Below are 19,826 nucleotides of genomic sequence, written 5' to 3' on the forward strand. Positions count from 1 at the left end.
GAATGATGACGGCTCCCCCCCTTTCGGCGTCGCGCTGCGCCGATTCCCTCGTCTTCACCTCGGGCCAGCTCGCTCGCGGCGATGACGGCGCGATCGTGCCGGGCGGCATCGAGGCGCAGGCCGAGCGTGCGCTGGCCAATCTCGTCCGCGTCCTGGCGAGCGAGGGATGCACGCCGCGCGATGTGGTGAAGGTCACCGCCTGGCTGACCGACGCCGGCCATGGCGCGGCGTTCAATGCGGCCTATGTGCGCGTGTTCGGAGACCCCTATCCGGCCCGGTCGACGGTGGTTTCGGCGCTGCTCGCGCCCGATGCGCTGGTCGAGGTCGAAGCGGTCGCCAAACGACCATGACCGCGAAAGCCGTTGGTCCCGTGCTGCTGCAGGGCTACAGAGGGGGCATGCGGTTTCGTCAGATTGAAGTCTTTCATGCGGTCTATACCCATGGATCGATCAGCGCCGCGGCACGTGTGCTGGGCGTGTCGCAACCCTCTGTTTCCAAGACCTTGCGCCATGCCGAGGACAATCTGGGCTTTCAATTGTTCCAGCTCGCGCGCGGGCGCCTGATCCCGACCGACGAGGCGCATGCACTGATTCGCGAAGCCGGGGATATCTTCGACCGGCTGGCCTCGTTGCAGCAGACCGCGCGCAACCTGTCGCAGGCGGGGGGCGGCCATATCCGCCTGGGTATCGTGCCCAGCCTCGCGCTCGACGTCATCCCGCATGCGATGGCGCAGTTCCGGCGCGACTGGCCGCGCGTCACCTTCGAAGTGCATACCCACCATCATGACGATCTCGTCCGCTCGCTGATCGAGCGCGAGACCGATCTGGCGATCGTCTATACCCCGCCGCCGCATCCGCGGCTGACGAGCGCCGTGCTGGCGCAGGGGGAGCTTGTCGCCTTCGCGCCCGCGCAGGCCTTCGGCGATGTCGGGGACCGCCTGCCGCTCGATCAGCTGGCCGACCGCGATCTGATCGGCGTCGCCGCGACGGGACCGATCGGCGACGTGCTGACCCGCGCCGCACTGGAACGCGGCATCGCCTATCGCGAGGCGGTGTCGGTGCAGACCTTCTTCATCGCAGCGCGCCTCGCCCAGCTCGAAGGCGGCGTGACCGTAGTCGACGAATTCACCGCGCGCGCGTCGCAATCGCCCGACTTCAACTGGTTCCGGACCGACCCGCCGCTCGAATTCACCATTTCCTGGGTGACGCTGGAGGATCGCCAGCCGTCGAAGGTCGTCCGCCAGTTCCTCCGTACCTTCAGCGACGTCCTGGAAGCCGTCCGCGACACCGGTTCATAGCTTCGGGCTATACCAGCCGCAAAGGTTGCCGCTTTGCGGCCGGCGCCGGTTCGACAATCATCCCCGCGAACAAGCGGCTCCGCTTCGCGGGCGCGCTGGCATGGGGGATGGAATCAAATAGATGCGCGCGGAATTTCGTCTGGGCGAGGCCTCGGCAACGGCACCGCGGGACCTGATCGTGATCGGCGCCGGGGTCGTCGGCATGGCGACCGCGCTGACGCTCGCCGACCGCGGTCACCGGGTCACCCTGATCGACCGCGCCGAAGGGCCGGGTCGCGGGACGTCCTTCGCCAATGGCGCACAGCTCAGCTATGCCTATACCGACGCGCTGGCGAGTCCGTCGACCATCGCGCAATTCCCCTGGCTGCTGCTGTCGCGCGATCCGGCTTTCCGCTTTTCTCCGCGGCTCGACCTCGATTATCTGCGCTGGAATCTCGCGTTCCTGCGCAACGGCAGCGCCGGCCGCTTTCGCCGCAACACGCTGGAGGGGTTGGCGCTCGCCTTCCTGTCGCGCCGCGCGTTGCACGCGCTGGTGCGGCGGCACGCGATCGATTTCGCGCACGATCGGCCGGGCAAGATCATCGTCTATCGTTCGGCCAAGAGCTTCACGGCGGCGCAGACCCTTCTCTCCGACAAGATGGCGGCCGGCGCCGAACAGACCGTGCTCGACCCCGACCGGGCCGTCGCGATCGAACCGGCGCTCGAATCGATCCGCGCCTCGATCGTCGGGGCGATCCACACTGCGGGCGAGGAGGTCGGCGATCCCTATCGCTTCTGCACGGGTGCGCAGGCGGCGCTGGCGGCTCGGGGGAGCTTCGCCAGCCTTTATGACACCGCCATCGACCGCATCGACGCGAGCTGGCGCCGCCCGGCGGTGATCGCCGGCGGCCGGCGGATCGAGGCCGATCATATCATCCTGTGCGCCGGCATGGCATCGGTGGGCCTTGCGCGCAGCGTCGGCGTCCGCCTGCCGGTCATGCCGATGAAGGGGTATTCGATCACGGCGCAGCCGGGCGAGGGGGCGCCGCGCGTCAGCATCACCGATTCGGCCAATCGCGTCGTTTTCGCGCGGCTCGGAGACAGGATGCGGATCGCCGGCCTTGCCGATCTCGGCCGCCGCGACGCGGCGGTCGACCCCGCGCGCCTCGCCGCGCTGGTACGGAGCGCGCGGGCCGCGCTGCCCGCGGCCGCGGATTATGACCGGATCGAATCGAGCTGGGCGGGCCTTCGTCCGATGACGCCCGATTCGCTTCCGATCACCCGGCTGATTGCGCCGGGCGTGATCGCCAACACGGGGCATGGGGCGCTTGGCTGGACCTATGCGGCGGGTTCGGCCGAACGCGTCGCCGCCATCGTCGAAGGCAAGGGCTGATCGGTGGCGGCGCGAATCGAGGACAGAGCGGCCGGATAAGGACGCCGACCCACCGTTCCCGCCGATCCACTGGGGCGGGAACGGTGGGAACTTGTGACAGGGTATGACAAGAGGTCGCTCGGCACGACCATGAAGGGAGCGGGCCGCAAAGGATGGAACAGATGACGGAAACTTCGCAGCCGGCCCCCCGACCGACGGAGGCATCGCCCGGGGTGCTGCGCCGCGCCTGCGGCTGGTGGTTCGGCGTTGCGCTGTGGAAGCGCATCCTCGCCGCACTCGTCCTCGGCGCGATCCTCGGGCTCGTCTGGGGTGAGGACGCGACCTCGATCGCGTGGATCGGCGAACTTTTCGTGCGGTTGATCCGCATGCTGGTCATTCCGCTCGTCTTCCTGACCATTGCTTCGGGCGTCGCCGCGCTCGCCGATCCCAAGCGCCTCGGCAGCATCGGGGTGAAAACGCTCGGCATGTATGTCTTCACCACCGCGCTTGCGGTGATGACCGGCCTCATCGTCGCGACGCTGATCGCGCCGGGGGCGGGGGCGAGTTTCGCCGGCGCGGTTCCGCGCGTCGTCGCCGAGCCGCAGGACACGGCGCGCATGTTCATGGAGATCGTGCCCGACAACCCGATCGGCGCGATGGCGAACGGCTCCACGCTGTCGGTGATCTTCTTCGCCGTCCTCGTCGGTGCGGGGGTCATCGCCGCGGGCAAGGAGGCCGAACCGGTGCGCAACCTGCTCGCAGGCGGTGCGGAGGTGATGCTGCGCATCGTCGGCTTCGTCATGGAAACCGCGCCCTTCGGCGTTTTCGCGCTGATCGCGGTGGTGATGGGCACGACGGGCCCGGCGAGCTTCCTCGCGGTGCTCAAGCTCGGCCTCTGCGTCGTCGTGGGATCGGCGATCGTGACGCTGGTCATCCATGGCGGCATCGTCGTGCGGCTGCTCGCCTGGCTGCCGCCCCTACCTTTCTTTCGCGGCATCGCCGATGCGATCATGGTCGGCTTTTCGACCTCGTCGAGCAGCGCGACGCTGCCTGTCGCGATTCGCGTCGCCGAACGCAACCTGGGCGTATCGCCCCCGGTCGCCTCGACCGTGCTGCCGCTCGGCGCGACCATCGGCATGGACGGCGCCGCCATGTATGTCGCGATGCTGACGCTTTTCGCCGCGCAGGCATTCGGCGTCGATCTGAGCCTCGCCGATTATCTCGTCATCGCCGGCACGACGACGATCGTCGCGATGGGGGTCGCGCCGGTGCCCTCGGGATCGCTTTTCGTGCTCGCGGCCGTGCTTCATGCGATCGGCATCACGCCGGAGCAGACCGCGATCGTCGTCGGCTTCGTCCTGCCCTTCGACCGCATCCTCGACATGATCCGCACCATCCCCAACGTCACCTCCGACCTGTCGATCGCCACCGCCGTCGCACGCTGGGAAAAGGAAATGGACGTGCGCGAATATCTTTCCGCCGACGACGAATGAGGCCGATCATGCCCTTTCGCCGCCCGATCGGCACCGTTTTCGGCACCATGATCCGCGGCTCGATCCTCGCCGCCGCGGCGCTGCTCGCGGCCTGTGCGCCCGCGTCGCCGCCGCCGCAATCGGCGGCATCGCCCGCGGGCGAGCAGGCGGCGCGGCAGGCGTTCGTGGCGGCCGCCCACCCGCTCGCGGTCGAGGCCGGCCTCGACGTGCTGCGGCGCGGCGGCAATGCGGTCGACGCGGCCGTTGCCGTCCAGGCGATGCTCGGGCTCGTCGAACCGCAAAGCTCGGGTCTCGGCGGCGGCGCCTTCATGGTCCATTACGACGCGGCAACGAGGGCGGTCACCGTCTATGACGGGCGCGAGGTCGCGCCCGCCGGTGCCACGCCCGACATGTTCCTGGACGATGGCGGCAAGCCGCTTCCGTTCCAGACCGCCGTGCTCAGCGGCCGCGCCACCGGCGTTCCCGGCGCGGTCGCGATGCTCGCGATGGCGCAGAAGGCGCGCGGAAAGCTGGGCTGGTCCGATCTGTTCGGCGGGACAGAGCGGGTCGCGCGCGAAGGCTTCACGGTGACGAAGCGGCTCGAACGCTTCGTCCACGGCCCCTATCCGCAGGCGGACGCTCCCGACGTCCTGCGCTATTTCAGCGACGGGCACGGCGGCAAGGTCCGCGCCGGCGACACGCTGAAGAATCCTACCTATGCGGCGTTCGTCCACCGTCTGGCGGTGGAAGGTCCGAATGCCCTCTATCGCGGCGAGACCGCGCGGCGCATCGTCGCGCGGCTGCACGAGGGCACGCTCGCCGGCAGCATGACCGAGGCCGACCTCGCCGCCTACAGGCCCGTCGTGCGGCAGGCGCTGTGCGGCAACTACCGCGTCTATCTCCTCTGCGTGCCGCCGCCGCCCTCGAGCGGGGTGGGCCTGCTCCAGCTGATGGCGATGGTCGAGCGCACCGACATCGCCGCGCGCGGCCCCGGCGACCCGGTGGCGTGGGTGAAATATGCCGAGGCGAGCCGGCTGATGTATGCCGATCGCGACGCCTATGTCGGCGACGTTGCGAACGTGCCTGTCCGGGGGCTGCTCGATCCCGCCTATGTCGCGGCGCGCGCGGCGCTGATCGGCGACCGCGCCGGCCCGGCGCCGGAGGCGGGGCATCCGCCGGGCGCGCCGGCGATGCGCATCGATGCGACGGCCGAGGTTCCGGGCACCTCGCATTTCGTGATCGTCGACGGCGACGGCAATGCGGTGTCGATGACGACGACGGTCGAAAGCTTCTTCGGCTCGGGCCGCATGGTCGACGGCTTCTTCCTCAACAACCAGATGACCGATTTCTCGTTCGTGCCCAGCGGCCCCAATGCCATCGCGCCGGGCAAGCGGCCGCGTTCGTCGATGACCCCGACGATCATCCTCGACCGCGACCGCCGCCTTGCTGGTGCGATCGGTTCGCCGGGCGGCAATGCGATCCTCGCCTATGTGTCGAAGGCGCTGATCGGCGCGATCGACTGGCATCTGCCGCTCGACCAGGCGTTCGCGCTGCCCAATCTCGTCGCGCGCGGGCCCGGTTTTGCCGGAGAGGAAAGCCGTTTCGCGCCCGCGCTGCGCGCGGCGATGGCGGCGCGCGGCGTCGCGGTGCGCGCCGGGTCGGGCGAGGATTCGGGGCTGCACGGCGTCCTGATCCGCGACGGCCGTTTCGAGGGCGCGGCCGATCACCGCCGGGACGGCGTCGCGCGCACGATCGACCTCCCGCTTCATCATTGATCCCCTGCGAAAGGAAGACATATGCGGTTTCTGGCATCGGCGGCCCTCGCCCTGATCGCGGCGTTCGGCGCAAGCCATTGCACGGCGTCCGTCGCCGCACCGGCGGCGGCGACCGCCGCGCCCGTCGCGCAGACGGTCAAGGGACAGGTACGGATCGTCGGCGGCGCCGGCGAACTGGCGGCGCTCGACGTCCGCATCAACGGCGATCCTGTCGGCGTCGCGCCGGACGGCAGCCTGTCGGGCCGGATCGGTGAAGCCGATCTCTACCGGCTGACCGTGAAGGGCCCCGCCATCTTCGATGCCGTCTCCACCTTCGCGGCGAGCGAGGTCGCCGCGGGCGATGGCAACATCGTCCTGCCGGCGGTCGAGGCGGTGGCCCGCGCGCCGGGGCGTATCGAGATGTTCTTCGGCGGCGACGTGATGATGGGGCGCCGCTTCGAGGAGCCGCTGGACGGCGAGCCGACGGTGATCCGCGAGGCGAGCCGCGCCGCCGACATGGCGCGGCTGCTCGATCCGATGAAGCCCTATTTCACCGGCGCCGATCTGGCTTCGGTCAATCTCGAAACCGTGCTGGCGACGCGCGACCTCGGCAATTCGCCGGGCAAGTCGGTCGTCTTCTACACGCACAGCGACGCCGCGCGGGCGCTGGTCGATGCGGGTATCGACTATGTCACGCTCGGCAACAATCATGTCTATGACTATGTCGAACCCGGCCTCACCTCGACGCTTGCCGCGCTCGATGCGGTGCGGATGCCCTGGTCGGGCGCCGGCCGCGACGAGACGGAGGCGCTGAAGGCCGCGCGCCTCTCGGTCGGCGGGCGCGCCTGGTCGATGCTCGGCTTCGTCGGCTGGAAAGGCAATGTCGAGCCCAATCAGGTCGCCGAAAGCGGCAAGGGCGGTGCCGCGCTGGGCAGCGACGCGAACATCGAGGCGGCGGTGCGCGGAGAGGTCGCCGCGGGACGCACGCCGATCGTCCAATATCACGGCAGCACCGAATATAGCGCCCGTCCGACCGCGATCAGCGAGCGGCGGATGAAGCTGGCGATCGATTCGGGCGCCGCGCTCGTCGTCTCGCATCATCCGCACGTCGCGCATGGTCTTGAACTCTACAAGGGGCGCCTGATCGCCTATTCGCTCGGCAATTTCCTCTTCGACCAGAGTTTCCCCGAGACGCATGCCAGCTTCGCGCTCCGCGTCTGGATGGACGGCGACCGGCTGTTCCGCGCCGAAATGGTCCCGATCCAGATCCTCGACTATCGCCCGGTCCCGGCGGTCGGCGGGATGCGTCAGGCGGTGCTCGGCCGGATCATCGACCTGTCGGCCGAACGCGGGACGCGGATCGGGATCGTCGGGGGGCACGGCGTCATCCAGCCTTCGGCGCCGCTCGCGCCGCCGCAGCGCTGCGCCGCCGATGCCGGCAGCGGCCTCAACGTCTTTCGCTACGACCTTTACCGGCCCGAAGCGGCCTGTCGCGGCGATGCGATCGCGGCCGGCCACGACCTGCTGGCGCGCGGCGATTTCGAGGCGGTGCGCTTCGGGGACGCCCGCGATCGGAGCTGGAGCGTCGAGGGCGGGGCGATCGATTTCGATCGCGATGCCCATGCGGGCCGGGCCGCGCTCGCCGTGTCGGTTCCCGGTGCGGGCGCCGCGACGGTCGGACCCAAGATCTTCTTTCGGCCCGTCGCCGAGCGCCGGCTGACCTTCACCGGCTGGGTCAAGCTCGACGCGCCGGCGACGCTCGAACTGCTGATCCAGGAACAGCGCAAGGGCAGCGGGCGCACCAGCGCGCTGGCCAATGCGCCGCGGCAGTCCGCCGGAACGCAGCGGATCGCGGCCGGCGGCTGGCAGCCGTTCCGCTTCGAGTTCGATCGCGGCGCGGATACGCCCGCGCAGCCGCTGCGGCCGCTGCTGCGCATAGAGGGGACGTCGCGGGCGCTGCTCGACGATCTGGCGCTGATCGCCTGGGGCGGCGATGCGCCGGGGCAATCCTATGGCTCGCGCGGCAACGCGGCCGCGGTCGAATAGAAAATCGAGGGGGAGAAGAATCATGGATATTCGCACGGTAATCCGCTTCGCCTGTCGGCCGGTGATGATGGCGGCGCTCGTCGCGGCCAGCGGTCCGCTGCTCGCCCCGTCGGCCGCCCATGCCGCCGAAGCGGCTGCCGTCGAGGGCGTGACCGCCGCGGCCTGGGCGGTCGCCGATGCCGAAACGGGCGAGGTGCTGGCGTCGCATGAGTTGGAGCGGCCCTCGAACATCGCGAGCGTCACCAAGCTGATGACGCTGCTCGTCGTCACCGAAATGGCCGCCGCGCGGCCCGCCATCCTCGACGAGGAACTGAGCTTTGCCGAACGCGCGGTGGCGATCGGCGGGACCAAGACCGGGCTTGCCGCCGGGGAACGGATCAGCGTGCGTGAGGCGCTTTACGGCCTGATGTTGCCGTCGGGGAACGACGCCGGATATATGCTGGCGATTCATTTCGGTGCGCCGATGGTGGCGGCGGGAGTGGATGCGACTCCCGCCTTGGCCTACAAGGCCTTCGTCGCGGCGATGAATCGGAGGGCACGGGCGCTCGGCATGACCCAGACGCGCTACAGTTCGGCCTTCGGCGATGCGCTCGATCCCGATCGCCGGACGAGCAGCGCGCGCGACCAGTTGATCCTCGCCCGGGCCGCGATGGCGAATCCGCTGGTGCGCCAGGTCGTCGGCACGCGCGAGCATGAAACCATGGCGCGGACCGCGTCGGGTGCCGAACGCCGCGTCGCTTGGCACAACACCAACGAACTGCTCGGCCGTCCGGGCGTCGCCGGGATCAAGACCGGCTCCAATCGCAGCGCCCACTCCTGTCTGCTGACCGAGGTCAGTATCGACGGGCGCCGCTACCACGTCGCGGTGCTGGGCAGCCGGACCAGTGCCGACCGCTATAACGACACGCTGAAAGTGCTGAAATCCGTGACCGGCCGCACGGTGAAATGAGCGCGTCGTCCGACGCCTGCCCGATCTGAGGAGACGGGCTTAGGCCTCCTGTCGGCGGAGAGCATAATCTTGAAACAGGCACGGTCCCCGGCGAAAGTCGGGGACCAAATGCTATAAGCTGGTCAAAAGGGGAAATGCGGCGCGGCCGCTGTCAGTCGAGCTTGTCGAGCAGGTCCATCATCGATTGCGGAATCGTTTCGTCGACCGCGGACTCATAAGCCCGGCGCAGGGCGATGTTCACGTCCTGCGCTTTCCTGGGGATTTTCCTTCCGGTGTCTTTCCCGGCCGTTTTCTTGGGCGCTACGCCGGGTTCAGACGACATTGTCGATGCATCCGCTGGACATGGGGCCTTTTGCTAACCGCGCGTTCATCAAACTGCAATGGCGCGTTTTCCTTCCCTTGGAAACCAAATTAGGGCTAAATCGTTCCCATGTGGTGAAATAATTCGGCGGACGGCGTCATTTTGCGCTGTTCGCCCGCTTTTCTGCGGGTTTCAGCCCGCTACAGGAGATACTCTATGTCGCTGGGCCAGGCTATCGCACCGCATCTTCCCTATCTGAGACGTTATGGCCGGGCGATTTCGGGAAGCCAGCAGGCCGGCGACGCGCTGGTCGCGGGGCTGCTCGAATCGCTCGTCGCGCATCCCGATGCGGTCGATCCCGCGGGCGAGCTGCGAATCCAGCTCTATCGCATGGTCCATGACAATTTCGGGCTCGCCGCCGAACAGGCGGCCGCACCCGACCCCGACGCTGCGTCCGATCTGGCAATCGCCGACGCGCGCCTCAGCCGGATTCCCTCGCTCGCGCGGCAGGCGCTGCTGCTCACCGCGGTCGAGGGTTTCAGCACCGCCGAAACCGGCCGGATCATCGGCCGCGATACCGCCGCGGTCGAGGCGCTGATCGCCGACGCGATGGAAGAGATCGACCGCCAGACCCGCGCGCGCATCCTGATCATCGAGGACGAGCCGATCATCGCGATGGATATCGAGATGATCGTGCGCGACCTGGGACACGAAGTCGTCGCGGTCGCGACCACCCATGCCGAGGCGGTCGCCGAGGCGCAGGAGCACCGCCCCGGTCTCGTGCTCGCCGACATCCAACTCGCCGACAACAGTTCGGGGATCGAAGCGGTGCAGGAAATCCTCACCGGGATGAACGTGCCGGTCATCTTCATCACCGCCTTTCCCGAACGGCTGCTGACCGGCGACAGGCCCGAGCCCGCCTTCCTGCTCACCAAGCCCTATCAGCCCGCGACGCTGCGCGCCGCCATCTCGCAGGTGCTGTTCTTCGACGAAAGCACGGTTCCGGCCTGACGCCATCTCGAGGGGGAAGGGAGGTCGGGTCTCTCCCGATCCTGTCATTCCTGCGTTCGCGGAAATGCCAAAGGCTGAGGAATCGCTCGCGGCCGGGATTCCGTGCGTCTTGTAAAGGATCGCGGCGCGGGTGATAGCGGCGGACGATGACCGCACCGTCCGCCTCCCGCCAGTCGGCGCTCGACCGGCTGACCGCCAACGCGCCTTTCCTTGCCCGGCTCGCCGAGATCAACCCCGACGACGTCGCCCGTTTCCTGGACGAGGGGACCGACGCCGCGCTCGCGCGGGTCGCGCCGCCGGCGCCCGGCGAGGATATCATGCGCGGCCTGCGCCAGTGGCGCGGGCGGATCGCGCTGCTGCTCGCGCTCGGCGACCTGTCGGGCGAGCATGACGTCGCGGCGACGACGCGGCACCTGACCGCCTTTGCCGATACGGCCTGCGACGCCGCGCTCGCCGCCGCCTTTGCCGAGCGCGTCCCCGACGAGGCGCCGCGCGGGCTGGCGGTGATAGCGCTCGGCAAGCTCGGCAGCCACGAACTCAACTATTCCTCCGACATCGACCCGATCCTGATCTTCGACCCCGCGACGCTGCCGCGCCGGTCGCGCGACGATCCCGACGAAGCGGCGGTGCGCATCGCGCGGCGGATGGTCGAGATCTTGTCGGCGCGCACCGCCGACGGCCATGTGCTGCGCGTCGACCTGCGGCTGCGCCCGCATCCGGAGGTGACGCCGATCGTGCTGCCCGAAAGCACCGCCATCTCCTATTATGAATCGCAGGCGCTGGCGTGGGAGCAGGCGGCGTTCATCCGCTCGCGCGCCTCGGCGGGCGATCGTGCGCTCGGCGAGCGCTTCCTCGCCGCGATCCAGCCCTTCATCTGGCGGCGCAGCCTTGATTTCCGGCAGCTGCGCGAAATCGGCGCGATGAGCGACCGCATCCGCGACCATTTCGCGCAGGGACAGGCACTCGGCCCCGGCTACGACCTCAAGCGCGGGCAGGGCGGGATTCGCGAGATCGAGTTCTTCGCGCAGGTTCACCAGCTGATCTATGGCGGTCGCGATCCGTCGCTGCGCGTGCCTGCCACGGTCGACGCGCTCGCCGCGCTTGCCCGCGCCGGCCGGGTCGCCCCCGACGTCGCGGAGCGGCTGACCGGCCATTATGCGGTGCTGCGGCGGATCGAGCACCGGCTCCAGATGGTCGAGGATCAGCAGACGCACAGCCTGCCGGTGCAGCCCGCCGCGCTCGACGGCGTGGCGCGGCTCGACGGGCTGGCCGACGGCGCGGCGCTGCTTGCCGCGCTCGAACCCGTCGTCGCCGATGTCGGCGCCGTCTACGATCGCCTCGTCGCCGAGCGCGCGGCGCCGGGCGGCCTGCCGCGCGACGACGGCGAACTGGCGGCGGCGCTGGCGGCTGCGGGGTTCGACCCGCCCGATGCCGCGCTGCGGACGATCGCCGAATGGCGCAGCGGCAAGCTGCGCGCGCTGCGCAGCCCGGCGGCGCTCGAAGCGCTCGAAACGGCGCTGCCCGAACTGGTCGGGGCGCTGGGCGCCGCGCCCGACCCCGACGCGACGCTGCGCCGGTTCGACACGCTGGTGTCGGGCCTGCCGAGTGCGATCAACTTCTTTCACCTGCTCGCCGCGCAGCCGGCGCTGGCGCGGGTCGCGACGCGCATCCTGTCGCTCGCCCCGACGCTCGCCGATGCGCTCGCCGCGCGCGTCGAACTGATCGAGGGATTGATCGACAAGCGCGCGTTCGAGGCGCCGATGGACAAGGACGGGCTGCTCGCCGAATGGGCGCCGGGGCTGGCGGGACTCGATTACGAGCGGCTGCTCGACCGGGTGCGCGACCGCGTCGGCGAACGGCGCTTCGCCTATGGAGTGCAACTGATCGCCGGATCGGCCGATCCGCTCGCCGCCGCGCGCGGTTATGCCGACCTGGCCGAAGCGGCGCTGCAGGTGCTGGCCGACGCGACGGTCGCCGAATTCGTCGCCGCGCACGGGCGCGTCCCCGACAGCGAACTGGTGGTGCTCGCGCTCGGCCGGCTTGGCGGGCGGGCGCTGACGCATGCATCCGACCTCGACCTCATCTATCTGTTCACCGGCGACCATCTCGCCGAATCGGACGGGCCACGCCCGCTCGGCGCGACGACCTATTACAATCGGCTCGCGCAGCGCGTGACCGCAGCGCTGTCGGTGCCGACCGCGGCGGGTAAGCTCTATGACGTCGATACGCGGCTGCGGCCGCAGGGCGCGCAGGGGCCGCTCGTCGTCACCGTCGACAGCTTCGAGCGCTATCAGCGCGAAGAGGCGTGGACGTGGGAGCATATGGCGCTGCTCCGCGCGCGGCCGGTCTATGGCTCGGACGCCGCGCGCGCCGCGGTCGAGCGCGTCGTCGCCGAGGTGCTGGCAAGCCCGCACGACCCGGAAGATGTCGCGCGCGATGCCGCCGGGATGCGCGACAAGATCGCCGCGCACAAGCCGCCCGCCGGATCGCTCGATATCAAGGGCGGGCCGGGCGGACTCGTCGACCTGGAATTCGCGATGCAGGTGGCGCAGCTTGCCGGCGGCCGCTGCCACGATCCCCGCATCGGCGAGGCGCTCGCCTGCCTGACGGCGGCGGGACTGGCGCCGGAGGGGATCGGTGCGGCGCACGACCTGCTCGCGCGGATGCTGGTGATGCTGCGCCTCACCGCCCCCGCGGGCGAGCCGCCGGCCGCCGCCGCGCGCCAGCTCGTCGCCAGCGCCTGCGGCGAGCCGGGCTGGCCGCAACTGCTTGCCGCGCATGACGCGGCACGGCAGGAGGTGGCCGACTGGTGGGCCTCGATTCGGCCCCCGCAGCAGGAGAAGCAAGGATGAGCGGACTTTCGATCGGCGATGCGATCCCGCCCGTGACGCTGGCCGGTGCCGACGGCGCGACCATCGACCTCGCCCGTCTGAAAGGCGCGCCGCTGGTCGTCTATTTCTATCCCAAGGCCGACACGCCGGGTTGCACGACCGAAGCGCAGGACTTCACCCGCCTCGCCCCCGATTTCGCGCATCTGAACGCGCAGGTGCTGGCCGTGTCGCGCGACGCGCCGGCGAAGCTGTGCAAGTTCCGCGACAAATACGGGCTGACCGTCCGGCTGGCTTCGGACGAAGACGGCGCGGTGTGCGAAGCCTTCGGCACCTGGGTCGAGAAACAGAATTACGGCCGCACCTATATGGGGATCGAGCGATCGACCTTCGTGTTCGGCGCCGACGGCAAGCTGGCGAAGGTCTGGCGCAAGGTGCGCGTCAAGGGCCATGCCGACGCGGTGCTGGAGGCGGCGAAGGCGCTGTGACCGCCTTTCGCGCGACCGGACGGAATTGAGGACGTGACCACGCTGGGCGAGGCCGCGCGCGCGGTGCTGCTGACCGCGGACCCGCACGCCAAGCGCCGCGCGGCGCGGGGGTTCGCCCGGGCCTGGCGGCGCGGAGAGCTCGTCCATCGCTGCGACGTCGCGATGCCCGACCGGCCGGCGTGGCCCGAAAGGCCTGAACTGCTGGCGCCCGGCCGGATGCCGCGCCGCCGCGGCGGCGGGTCGGAACGCGGCCGCATCGCGATGCTGCACGCGCTCGCGCATATCGAATTCATCGCGATCGACCTTGCCGTCGATCTGGTCGGGCGCTTCGGCGGCGCGTTTCCGCGCGGCTTCGTCGACGACTGGATCGGCGTCGCTGCCGACGAAGCGATGCATTTCGCGCTGCTCGACCGGCGCCTTGCCGGCCTCGGCAGCCATTATGGCGCGCTGCCCGCGCACGCCGGGCTGTGGGAGGCGGCGGAGGCGACCGCCGACGACGCGCTGGCGCGGCTCGCGATCGTGCCGATGGTGCTCGAAGCGCGCGGCCTCGACGTCACCCCCGCCACGATCGACCGGTTCCGCGGCGCCGGGGACACGGCGTCGGCGCGCATCCTGTCGCGCATCTATACCGACGAGATTCGCCACGTGTCGGCGGGCACGCGCTGGTTCAACTGGCTGTGCGCCGAACGGGGATTCGGACCGGCGGCGACGTGGCAAAACCTCGTAAAATCGCGATTTCGGGGGGTGTTGAAGCCGCCGTTCAACGACTCGGCGCGCCGCGATGCCGGTTTAACGCAAGAATACTACGCGGTCATTGCTTCGTAAGGATCGACCACGCAGAACCCCTCGCGGGCAGGGATTGCATCCCATCCACAAGAACAACCGGCACCAGCGGCCTGACCGTTGGCGACAGGACAGATGCGGGGTCGATACGTGCTGAACGCTTCACTGGCGCAAAAGTTTCACCATGGCCTGATTGTTGGTGCGGCAGCCCTGATGGGAACGGCCGCAACGGCGAACGCCGCCGAAACCGGTGCCGACGCGGGGATCGTGGTTCCCGACGAACCCGATGACGACAGCTTCACCGCCGGCGTTCCGGCCCCCGCCGAGGACAGTGAGGCACGCGCGCTCTTTCAGGCGTGGAAGCGCCTCGATACCGGCCTGGCCGCGAGCATCGGCGTCGCCGTGCCGTCGCGCCGCCCGATCGAGCAGATGTCGCTTTCCTCCTCCTACGGCATGCGGGTCCATCCGATCACCGGCCGCGTCGCGCGCCACAACGGCATCGATATTCCCGCCCCCCACGGCACCCCCATTTATGCGACCGCCGACGGCATCGTCGGCCGCGCCCAGCGCCTCGGCGGTTACGGCAATTACGTCGAGATCGAGCATGGCAACGCGATCCAGACGCGCTACGGCCACATGTCCTCCTTCATCGTCCAGCCCGGGCAGCAGGTGAAGAAGGGCGAGATCGTCGGTTATGTCGGCTCGACGGGCCGCTCGACCGGCAACCACCTGCATTATGAAGTCCGCATCGACGGCGCGCCGGTCAATCCGCTGCCCTTCGTCCGTTCGGATTCGATGGCGATCGCCGCGCTGACGGGCGACCATCTTGCGATGGGTGGTCCCGAAGACTGAATTTCATGGGTCGGAGAGGAGGGGCGCCCGCTGGCCATAAGGTCGCGGCGCCCTTTTCATTTGCGCCGAACATCCTATCTTGCCGATATGGCCTCGACCCTGTCCGATATCACCCTGTCGCCCGCCGCCGCGGCGCGCATCCGCTGGATCGCCGAACGCAAGGCGGGCGCGCTCCCCGCGCTTCGCCTCGCCGTCGACGGCGGCGGCTGCTCGGGCTTCACCTATCGCTTCGGCCTCGCCGACAGCATCGAGGCCGATGACGTCGTGACCGAAACCGACGGGGTGAAGCTGGTCGTCGACCCGGTGAGCATCGACCTGATTCGCGGCTGCACCGTCGATTTCGTCGATTCGCTGGGCGGATCGTCGTTCAAGGTCGAGAATCCCAACGCCGCCTCGGGCTGCGGTTGCGGGTCGAGCTTCTCGGTCTGAGGCCCTTTCTAAGCGACCGGCTTCCTGCCATAGCGGCGCGATGAAGATCGCAACCTTCAACATCAACGGAATCAAGGCGCGGTTGCCGCGCCTCGTCGAATGGCTGGACGAAACGCAGCCCGACATCGTCTGCCTTCAGGAACTGAAATCGAGCGACGAGACGATCCCGACGGCGGAGATCGAGGGCGCGGGCTATGGCGCGCTCTATCATGGGCAGAAGGGGTTCAACGGCGTCGCGGTCCTCGCGCGCGGCACGCAGCCGGTCGAGGTCCAGCGCGGTCTCGCGGGCGAGGAAGAGGATGAGCAGTCGCGCTATCTGGAGGCCGACGTCGGCGGCGTGCGCGTCGCGTCGATCTACCTGCCCAACGGCAATCCGCAGCCGGGACCGAAATTCGATTACAAGCTGCGCTGGATGGCGCGGCTGCGCGAGCGGGCGAAGACGCTGCTGGCGGCCGAGATTCCGACCGTGCTCGCTGGCGACTACAATGTCATTCCGCACGACGACGATGTGTGGGACCCGCACGCGATGGCGCACGACGCGCTGATGCAGCCCGATTCGCGCGATGCCTGGTTCCGTATCCTCGGCGACGGCTGGACCGACGCGTTGCGCAGCCGCCACCCCGCGGGGCACGTCTGGACCTTCTGGGATTATCAGGCGGGCGGCTGGCAGCGCGATCATGGCTTCCGCATCGACCATCTGCTGCTCAGCCCCGCGATGGCCGACCGGCTGGTCGACGCGCAGGTCGACAAGGATTATCGCGGGCGCGAGAAAGCCAGCGACCACGCGCCGACCTGGGCGCTGTTCCGATAGAAGCATCACCCCGACACGGCGGCAAGGAGATCGGAATGACCGCGAAGAACAGCTATCAGGTCGCCGACTGGAACGGTCCAAGCGGCGAGCGCTGGGTCGCCAACCAGGCGCGGCTCGACCATATGCTCGCGGCCTTCGGCGACGCGGCGATCGCGGCGGCGGCGCCTCGTCCCGGCGAGCAGGTGCTCGACATCGGCTGCGGCGCCGGAACGACGAGCTTCGCGCTCGCCGCGCGCGTCGGGGAGCAGGGGCGGGTGCTGGGCGTCGATATTTCGGAGCCGCTGATCGCCCGCGCCCGCGCCTGCGTACCGCCGCGTGCACCGGTTACCTTCGAGATCGCCGATGCCGGCAGCGCCGCCGTGCCCGAACGGGCGTTCGATCTGCTCTTCTCGCGCTTCGGCGTGATGTTCTTCGACGACCCCGCGGCAGCGTTCGCGCATATGCGCGGCGCATTGAAGTCCGGCGGACGGCTCGCCTTCGTCTGCTGGCGGACGGCGGCCGAGAACGACTGGGTGCGCCTGCCGATGGGCGCGATCCGCGACATCGTGACGCCGCCTCCGCCGTCCGATCCGGAGGCGCCCGGCCCCTTCTCCTTCGGCGACCGCGGCCGCGTCGAGCGCATCCTGAAAGATGCGGGCTTCGTCGACATCGCCCTCGCGCCGTTCGACCATCTCGTCCCCTTCGGCCGCGGCGCCACGCGCGCGGCGGCGCTCGACGATGCGGTCGAGATGGCGTTCCAGGTCGGCCCCTTGTCGCGCGCGCTCGCCGATCAGCCCGACACGATTCGCGCGCAGGCGGCGGACGCGGTGCGGGCGGCCTTCGCGGAACGGCCGGGCGAGGAGTCGGTGCTGATCGACGGCGCCGCGTGGATCGTCACCGCGCGCAATCCCGCCGCCTGACCGCGCGGCGTCAGGCCAGCGGCTTGTCGTAGAGCTGATAGACGCGGTTGACGGTCGCGTCGATCGCCTCGGCGACCGCGTTCATCCCCTGATTGTCGTCGAGCACCCAGCCGATGTCGCCCTGCTGCGCGCCATAATGCGCGACGCCGTCGCGGCGGATATATTCGATCATCATGAAGGCGAGGGTGCTCGCCATGCGGCTGTTCTGGAGCCGCTTGACCACCCCCATCAGCGGCACGCGCAGCCGGCGGCTCTTCGGTTTCCGCAGCCACCAGAGCAGCCGGGCCCAGTTGAAGGGCAGGAGCGAGCCGTCCATGTCGATCAGCAGTTCGTTGATGTTCGGCAGCACGATCATGAAGGCCACGGCCTCGCCGTCGACCTCTGCGACGCGGATCAGGTCCTCGAACACGATGTCCTTCAGCTTCTTGCCGATATAGGCGATCTCGCTGTCGGTCAGCGGCACGAACCCCCAATTGTCCGACCAGGCATCGTTCAATATGCCCATGATCAGCCGTGCCTCGGCATCGAAGCGGCGCTTGTCGACGCGGCGGATGCGGATGCGCTCGTTCCGTTCGCCCGCCGCGACGATGCGGTTCACCAGCGGCGGAAAGCCATCGATGATCTCGACCGCATAGTTGATGAGCTTCTTGACCGGGCGATAGCCCTCGGCCTCGATCCACGCCCGATAGAGCGGGCTGTTGTGGCCGAGCATGATCGTCGGCGGCGTGTCGAAGCCCTCGACCAGCAGGCCGGGTTCGTCCCAGATCGAGATCGACAGCGGTCCGAGCGCGCGGTGCATGCCCTGGCTGCGCAGCCAGTCCTCTGCCGCGACGATCAGCGCGTGCGCGGTTTCCGCATCCTCGGCCTCGATCAGGCCCCAGTTGCCCGTGCCGGGCCCCATGCCCTGCTCGGCGGGCTGTTCGAGTGCGAGGAAGTCGATATGCGCCGAAATGCGCCCCACCGTCCGTCCGTCGCGCCGGGCGAGGAAGAATTGCGCCTTGCCGTGCTCGAACCACGGATTCTTCCCCGGCGTCAGCAGGGCGAACACCTCGCCCTTCAGCGGCGGTACCCACGCCGGATCGCCGCGGTTGAGGCGGAAGGCCAGCTCGACGAACTCGCGCTTGTCGTGCTTCCCCTCGACGGGATGGATCGTGACCGGGCCGGCCGGATGTGCGCTCATGGGTGGTTTCCCGGATGATGGTGCCTATATGTCTGGCGAGCCAATAAGGCATAGGCGTGGCGCTGGCGACCCGCATTCGGCCATCATGCTGCCACGAAAAGATGGTGAAGACCGCGTTATGACGACGATCAATCCTTCCGCCGATCGGATCGCGATCTCCCCCGCGCCCCCGCCGGCGAATGCCGGCCCGATGGAAGCGCCGGCGAATGCCGGCCCGCTGGGAACGCCGGCGAATGCCGCCAGGGCGCCCAAGTCGGCGATCGCCGACGACATGGCGATGATCCGCGCCGCCTCGGAACTGACGCGCGACCTGGTGCAGCCGAACGCGCGCATCTATTGGGCCGATTTCCTCGCTTCGACCTTTGTCGGCTACGCCGGCGTCGCGGCGGCGATCCTTGCGCCCTCGACGCCGTGGATGCTCGCGGCGGCGTTCGTCGCGGTGCTCGCCCTCTATCGCGCGGGCAGCTTCATCCACGAGATCACCCATATCCGCAAGCAGACGCTGCCGGGTTTCCGCCTCGTCTGGAACCTGCTGATCGGGGTGCCGCTGCTGATCCCGTCGTTCATGTACGAAGGCATCCACAGCCTGCACCACAACCGCACCAAATATGGCACGGTCGAAGACCCCGAATATCTGCCGCTGGCGCTGATGAAGCCGTGGACGGTGCCGCTGTTCGTCGTCGCGGCGGCCTTTGCGCCGCTGGCGCTCGTCTTCCGCTATGCGGTGCTGACGCCGCTGTCCTTCCTGATCCCGCCGCTGCGCCGCGTGGTGCGCGAGCGCTATTCGGGCCTGATCATCAATCCGGTGTTCCGCCGCAAGTCGCCTGAGGGCGAGTTCCGCCGCCAATGGGCGTGGCAGGAGGGCGGGGCCTGGGCCTGGTCGACGCTGCTGGTCGCGGCGGGCATCTTCGGCTGGGTGCCGCTGCGCGCGCTGCTGATCTTCGGCGGGATCGCCGCGGCGAGCATCGTGCTCAACCAGATCCGCACCCTCGTCGCGCATCTGTGGGAAAATGACGGCGCGGTGCTGACCGTGACCGCGCAGTTCCTCGACAGCGTCAACGTCCCGCCGCCGGGCCTGCTGCCCGAACTGTGGGCGCCGGTGGGCCTGCGCTATCACGCGCTGCACCACCTGCTGCCGGGCGTCCCCTATCACGCGCTGCCCGAGGCGCACCGCCGCCTGAAGGATGCGCTGCCCGCCGATTCTCAATATCACCGGGCCAACTATCGCAGCCTGCCGAAGCTGGTGATGAATCTGGTGGCGGGTTCGGCGAAGAGCGGAGCGGCGGCATAGCATTTCCGGGTTCGGGCCCCTGTTCGTCATCCCGGACTTGATCCGGGATCCATTCTTTCAGCGCTGCGTGAACGGACCCCGGAT

18 protein-coding genes are annotated in these 19,826 nt (G+C 69.2%); 16 read left to right on the forward strand and 2 right to left on the reverse strand.

Annotation, left to right across the window (positions count from 1 at the left end; all coding sequences use genetic code 11):
* Positions 1-5 precede the first annotated feature (5 nt).
* The 7 genes from SGR02S_RS08925 to SGR02S_RS08955 all read left to right on the forward strand — a co-directional run bounded on the left by SGR02S_RS08925 (position 6) and on the right by SGR02S_RS08955 (position 8,869).
* The gene (locus SGR02S_RS08925) at positions 6-350 is read left to right on the forward strand and encodes a RidA family protein (protein WP_067108222.1); all 345 of its coding nucleotides are present in this window, start codon (positions 6-8) and stop codon (positions 348-350) included.
* 47 nt (positions 351-397) lie between these two features.
* Entirely contained in the window at positions 398-1,297 is a 900-nt protein-coding gene (locus tag SGR02S_RS08930) for a LysR family transcriptional regulator (RefSeq protein ID WP_169799662.1), read from the forward strand.
* Positions 1,298-1,418: 121 nt separating this feature from the next.
* On the forward strand, positions 1,419-2,669 hold the full coding sequence (locus SGR02S_RS08935; RefSeq protein WP_067108197.1) for an FAD-dependent oxidoreductase: 1,251 nt from the start codon (positions 1,419-1,421) through the stop codon (positions 2,667-2,669).
* A gap of 161 nt (positions 2,670-2,830) precedes the next feature.
* The gene (locus tag SGR02S_RS08940; protein WP_082797060.1) at positions 2,831-4,141 is read left to right on the forward strand and encodes a dicarboxylate/amino acid:cation symporter; all 1,311 of its coding nucleotides are present in this window, start codon (positions 2,831-2,833) and stop codon (positions 4,139-4,141) included.
* A gap of 8 nt (positions 4,142-4,149) precedes the next feature.
* Complete coding sequence (locus SGR02S_RS08945) at positions 4,150-5,895, forward strand: gamma-glutamyltransferase family protein (RefSeq protein WP_082797061.1); 1,746 nt, start codon at positions 4,150-4,152, stop codon at positions 5,893-5,895.
* A 21-nt stretch (positions 5,896-5,916) separates the two neighbouring features.
* A complete protein-coding gene (locus SGR02S_RS08950; RefSeq protein ID WP_067108199.1) occupies positions 5,917-7,920 on the forward strand; it encodes a CapA family protein in 2,004 nt (667 codons plus the stop codon).
* 22 nt (positions 7,921-7,942) lie between these two features.
* Entirely contained in the window at positions 7,943-8,869 is a 927-nt protein-coding gene (locus tag SGR02S_RS08955; protein ID WP_067108200.1) for a D-alanyl-D-alanine carboxypeptidase family protein, read from the forward strand.
* 151 nt (positions 8,870-9,020) lie between these two features.
* Here SGR02S_RS08955 and SGR02S_RS20045 read toward each other — a convergent pair whose 3' ends face one another.
* Positions 9,021-9,191: a NepR family anti-sigma factor gene (locus tag SGR02S_RS20045; protein WP_156483023.1), complete on the reverse strand. Its 171-nt coding sequence runs from the start codon at positions 9,189-9,191 to the stop codon at positions 9,021-9,023.
* Positions 9,192-9,386: 195 nt separating this feature from the next.
* On the opposite strand from SGR02S_RS20045, the gene SGR02S_RS08960 reads away from it, so the two are divergent.
* The 8 genes from SGR02S_RS08960 (at position 9,387) to SGR02S_RS08995 (ending at position 17,271) form a co-directional block, all read left to right on the forward strand.
* The gene (locus SGR02S_RS08960; protein WP_067108201.1) at positions 9,387-10,181 is read left to right on the forward strand and encodes a response regulator; all 795 of its coding nucleotides are present in this window, start codon (positions 9,387-9,389) and stop codon (positions 10,179-10,181) included.
* Between the two features lie 146 nt (positions 10,182-10,327).
* Positions 10,328-13,033 (forward strand): bifunctional [glutamine synthetase] adenylyltransferase/[glutamine synthetase]-adenylyl-L-tyrosine phosphorylase, encoded by a 2,706-nt coding sequence (locus SGR02S_RS08965; RefSeq protein ID WP_067108202.1) that lies wholly within the window; start codon positions 10,328-10,330, stop codon positions 13,031-13,033.
* Positions 13,030-13,497, forward strand: a complete 468-nt coding sequence (locus tag SGR02S_RS08970) for a peroxiredoxin (protein WP_067108204.1) — start codon at positions 13,030-13,032, stop codon at positions 13,495-13,497. Before SGR02S_RS08965 ends, SGR02S_RS08970 begins: the two co-directional genes overlap by 4 nt.
* A gap of 33 nt (positions 13,498-13,530) precedes the next feature.
* Positions 13,531-14,322 carry a ferritin-like domain-containing protein gene (locus tag SGR02S_RS08975; RefSeq protein WP_174521644.1) on the forward strand — a complete coding sequence of 264 codons (792 nt, stop codon included), beginning with the start codon at positions 13,531-13,533 and terminating at the stop codon, positions 14,320-14,322.
* Between the two features lie 171 nt (positions 14,323-14,493).
* A complete protein-coding gene (locus SGR02S_RS08980; protein ID WP_241942620.1) occupies positions 14,494-15,132 on the forward strand; it encodes a M23 family metallopeptidase in 639 nt (212 codons plus the stop codon).
* Positions 15,133-15,219: 87 nt separating this feature from the next.
* Positions 15,220-15,561, forward strand: a complete 342-nt coding sequence (erpA, locus tag SGR02S_RS08985) for an iron-sulfur cluster insertion protein ErpA (protein WP_067108208.1) — start codon at positions 15,220-15,222, stop codon at positions 15,559-15,561.
* 40 nt (positions 15,562-15,601) lie between these two features.
* Positions 15,602-16,372, forward strand: coding sequence for an exodeoxyribonuclease III (xth, locus tag SGR02S_RS08990; protein WP_067108210.1), 771 nt, complete (start codon positions 15,602-15,604; stop codon positions 16,370-16,372).
* A gap of 35 nt (positions 16,373-16,407) precedes the next feature.
* The gene (locus SGR02S_RS08995; protein WP_067108212.1) at positions 16,408-17,271 is read left to right on the forward strand and encodes a class I SAM-dependent methyltransferase; all 864 of its coding nucleotides are present in this window, start codon (positions 16,408-16,410) and stop codon (positions 17,269-17,271) included.
* Positions 17,272-17,281: 10 nt separating this feature from the next.
* Here SGR02S_RS08995 and SGR02S_RS09000 read toward each other — a convergent pair whose 3' ends face one another.
* The gene (locus SGR02S_RS09000) at positions 17,282-18,451 is read right to left on the reverse strand and encodes a hypothetical protein (protein ID WP_067108214.1); all 1,170 of its coding nucleotides are present in this window, start codon (positions 18,449-18,451) and stop codon (positions 17,282-17,284) included.
* Between the two features lie 118 nt (positions 18,452-18,569).
* Here SGR02S_RS09000 and SGR02S_RS09005 point away from each other — a divergent pair, with 118 nt between their 5' ends.
* A complete protein-coding gene (locus tag SGR02S_RS09005; RefSeq protein ID WP_082797058.1) occupies positions 18,570-19,742 on the forward strand; it encodes a fatty acid desaturase family protein in 1,173 nt (390 codons plus the stop codon).
* Positions 19,743-19,826: the final 84 nt, after the last annotated feature.

The sequence above is a fragment of the Sphingopyxis granuli NBRC 100800 genome, from assembly GCF_001591045.1.
Taxonomy (GTDB): Bacteria; Pseudomonadota; Alphaproteobacteria; order Sphingomonadales; family Sphingomonadaceae; genus Sphingopyxis; species Sphingopyxis granuli.

Coding starts and splice junctions, on each gene's coding strand:
- SGR02S_RS08925 (WP_067108222.1), top strand. CDS start 6: ATGACGGCTCCCCCCCTTTCGGCGTCGCGCTGCGCCGATTCCCTCGTC.
- SGR02S_RS08930 (WP_169799662.1), top strand. CDS start 398: ATGCGGTTTCGTCAGATTGAAGTCTTTCATGCGGTCTATACCCATGGA.
- SGR02S_RS08935 (WP_067108197.1), top strand. CDS start 1,419: ATGCGCGCGGAATTTCGTCTGGGCGAGGCCTCGGCAACGGCACCGCGG.
- SGR02S_RS08940 (WP_082797060.1), top strand. CDS start 2,831: ATGACGGAAACTTCGCAGCCGGCCCCCCGACCGACGGAGGCATCGCCC.
- SGR02S_RS08945 (WP_082797061.1), top strand. CDS start 4,150: ATGCCCTTTCGCCGCCCGATCGGCACCGTTTTCGGCACCATGATCCGC.
- SGR02S_RS08950 (WP_067108199.1), top strand. CDS start 5,917: ATGCGGTTTCTGGCATCGGCGGCCCTCGCCCTGATCGCGGCGTTCGGC.
- SGR02S_RS08955 (WP_067108200.1), top strand. CDS start 7,943: ATGGATATTCGCACGGTAATCCGCTTCGCCTGTCGGCCGGTGATGATG.
- SGR02S_RS20045 (WP_156483023.1), bottom strand. CDS start 9,191: ATGTCGTCTGAACCCGGCGTAGCGCCCAAGAAAACGGCCGGGAAAGAC.
- SGR02S_RS08960 (WP_067108201.1), top strand. CDS start 9,387: ATGTCGCTGGGCCAGGCTATCGCACCGCATCTTCCCTATCTGAGACGT.
- SGR02S_RS08965 (WP_067108202.1), top strand. CDS start 10,328: ATGACCGCACCGTCCGCCTCCCGCCAGTCGGCGCTCGACCGGCTGACC.
- SGR02S_RS08970 (WP_067108204.1), top strand. CDS start 13,030: ATGAGCGGACTTTCGATCGGCGATGCGATCCCGCCCGTGACGCTGGCC.
- SGR02S_RS08980 (WP_241942620.1), top strand. CDS start 14,494: ATGGGAACGGCCGCAACGGCGAACGCCGCCGAAACCGGTGCCGACGCG.
- erpA (WP_067108208.1), top strand. CDS start 15,220: ATGGCCTCGACCCTGTCCGATATCACCCTGTCGCCCGCCGCCGCGGCG.
- xth (WP_067108210.1), top strand. CDS start 15,602: ATGAAGATCGCAACCTTCAACATCAACGGAATCAAGGCGCGGTTGCCG.
- SGR02S_RS08995 (WP_067108212.1), top strand. CDS start 16,408: ATGACCGCGAAGAACAGCTATCAGGTCGCCGACTGGAACGGTCCAAGC.
- SGR02S_RS09000 (WP_067108214.1), bottom strand. CDS start 18,451: ATGAGCGCACATCCGGCCGGCCCGGTCACGATCCATCCCGTCGAGGGG.
- SGR02S_RS09005 (WP_082797058.1), top strand. CDS start 18,570: ATGACGACGATCAATCCTTCCGCCGATCGGATCGCGATCTCCCCCGCG.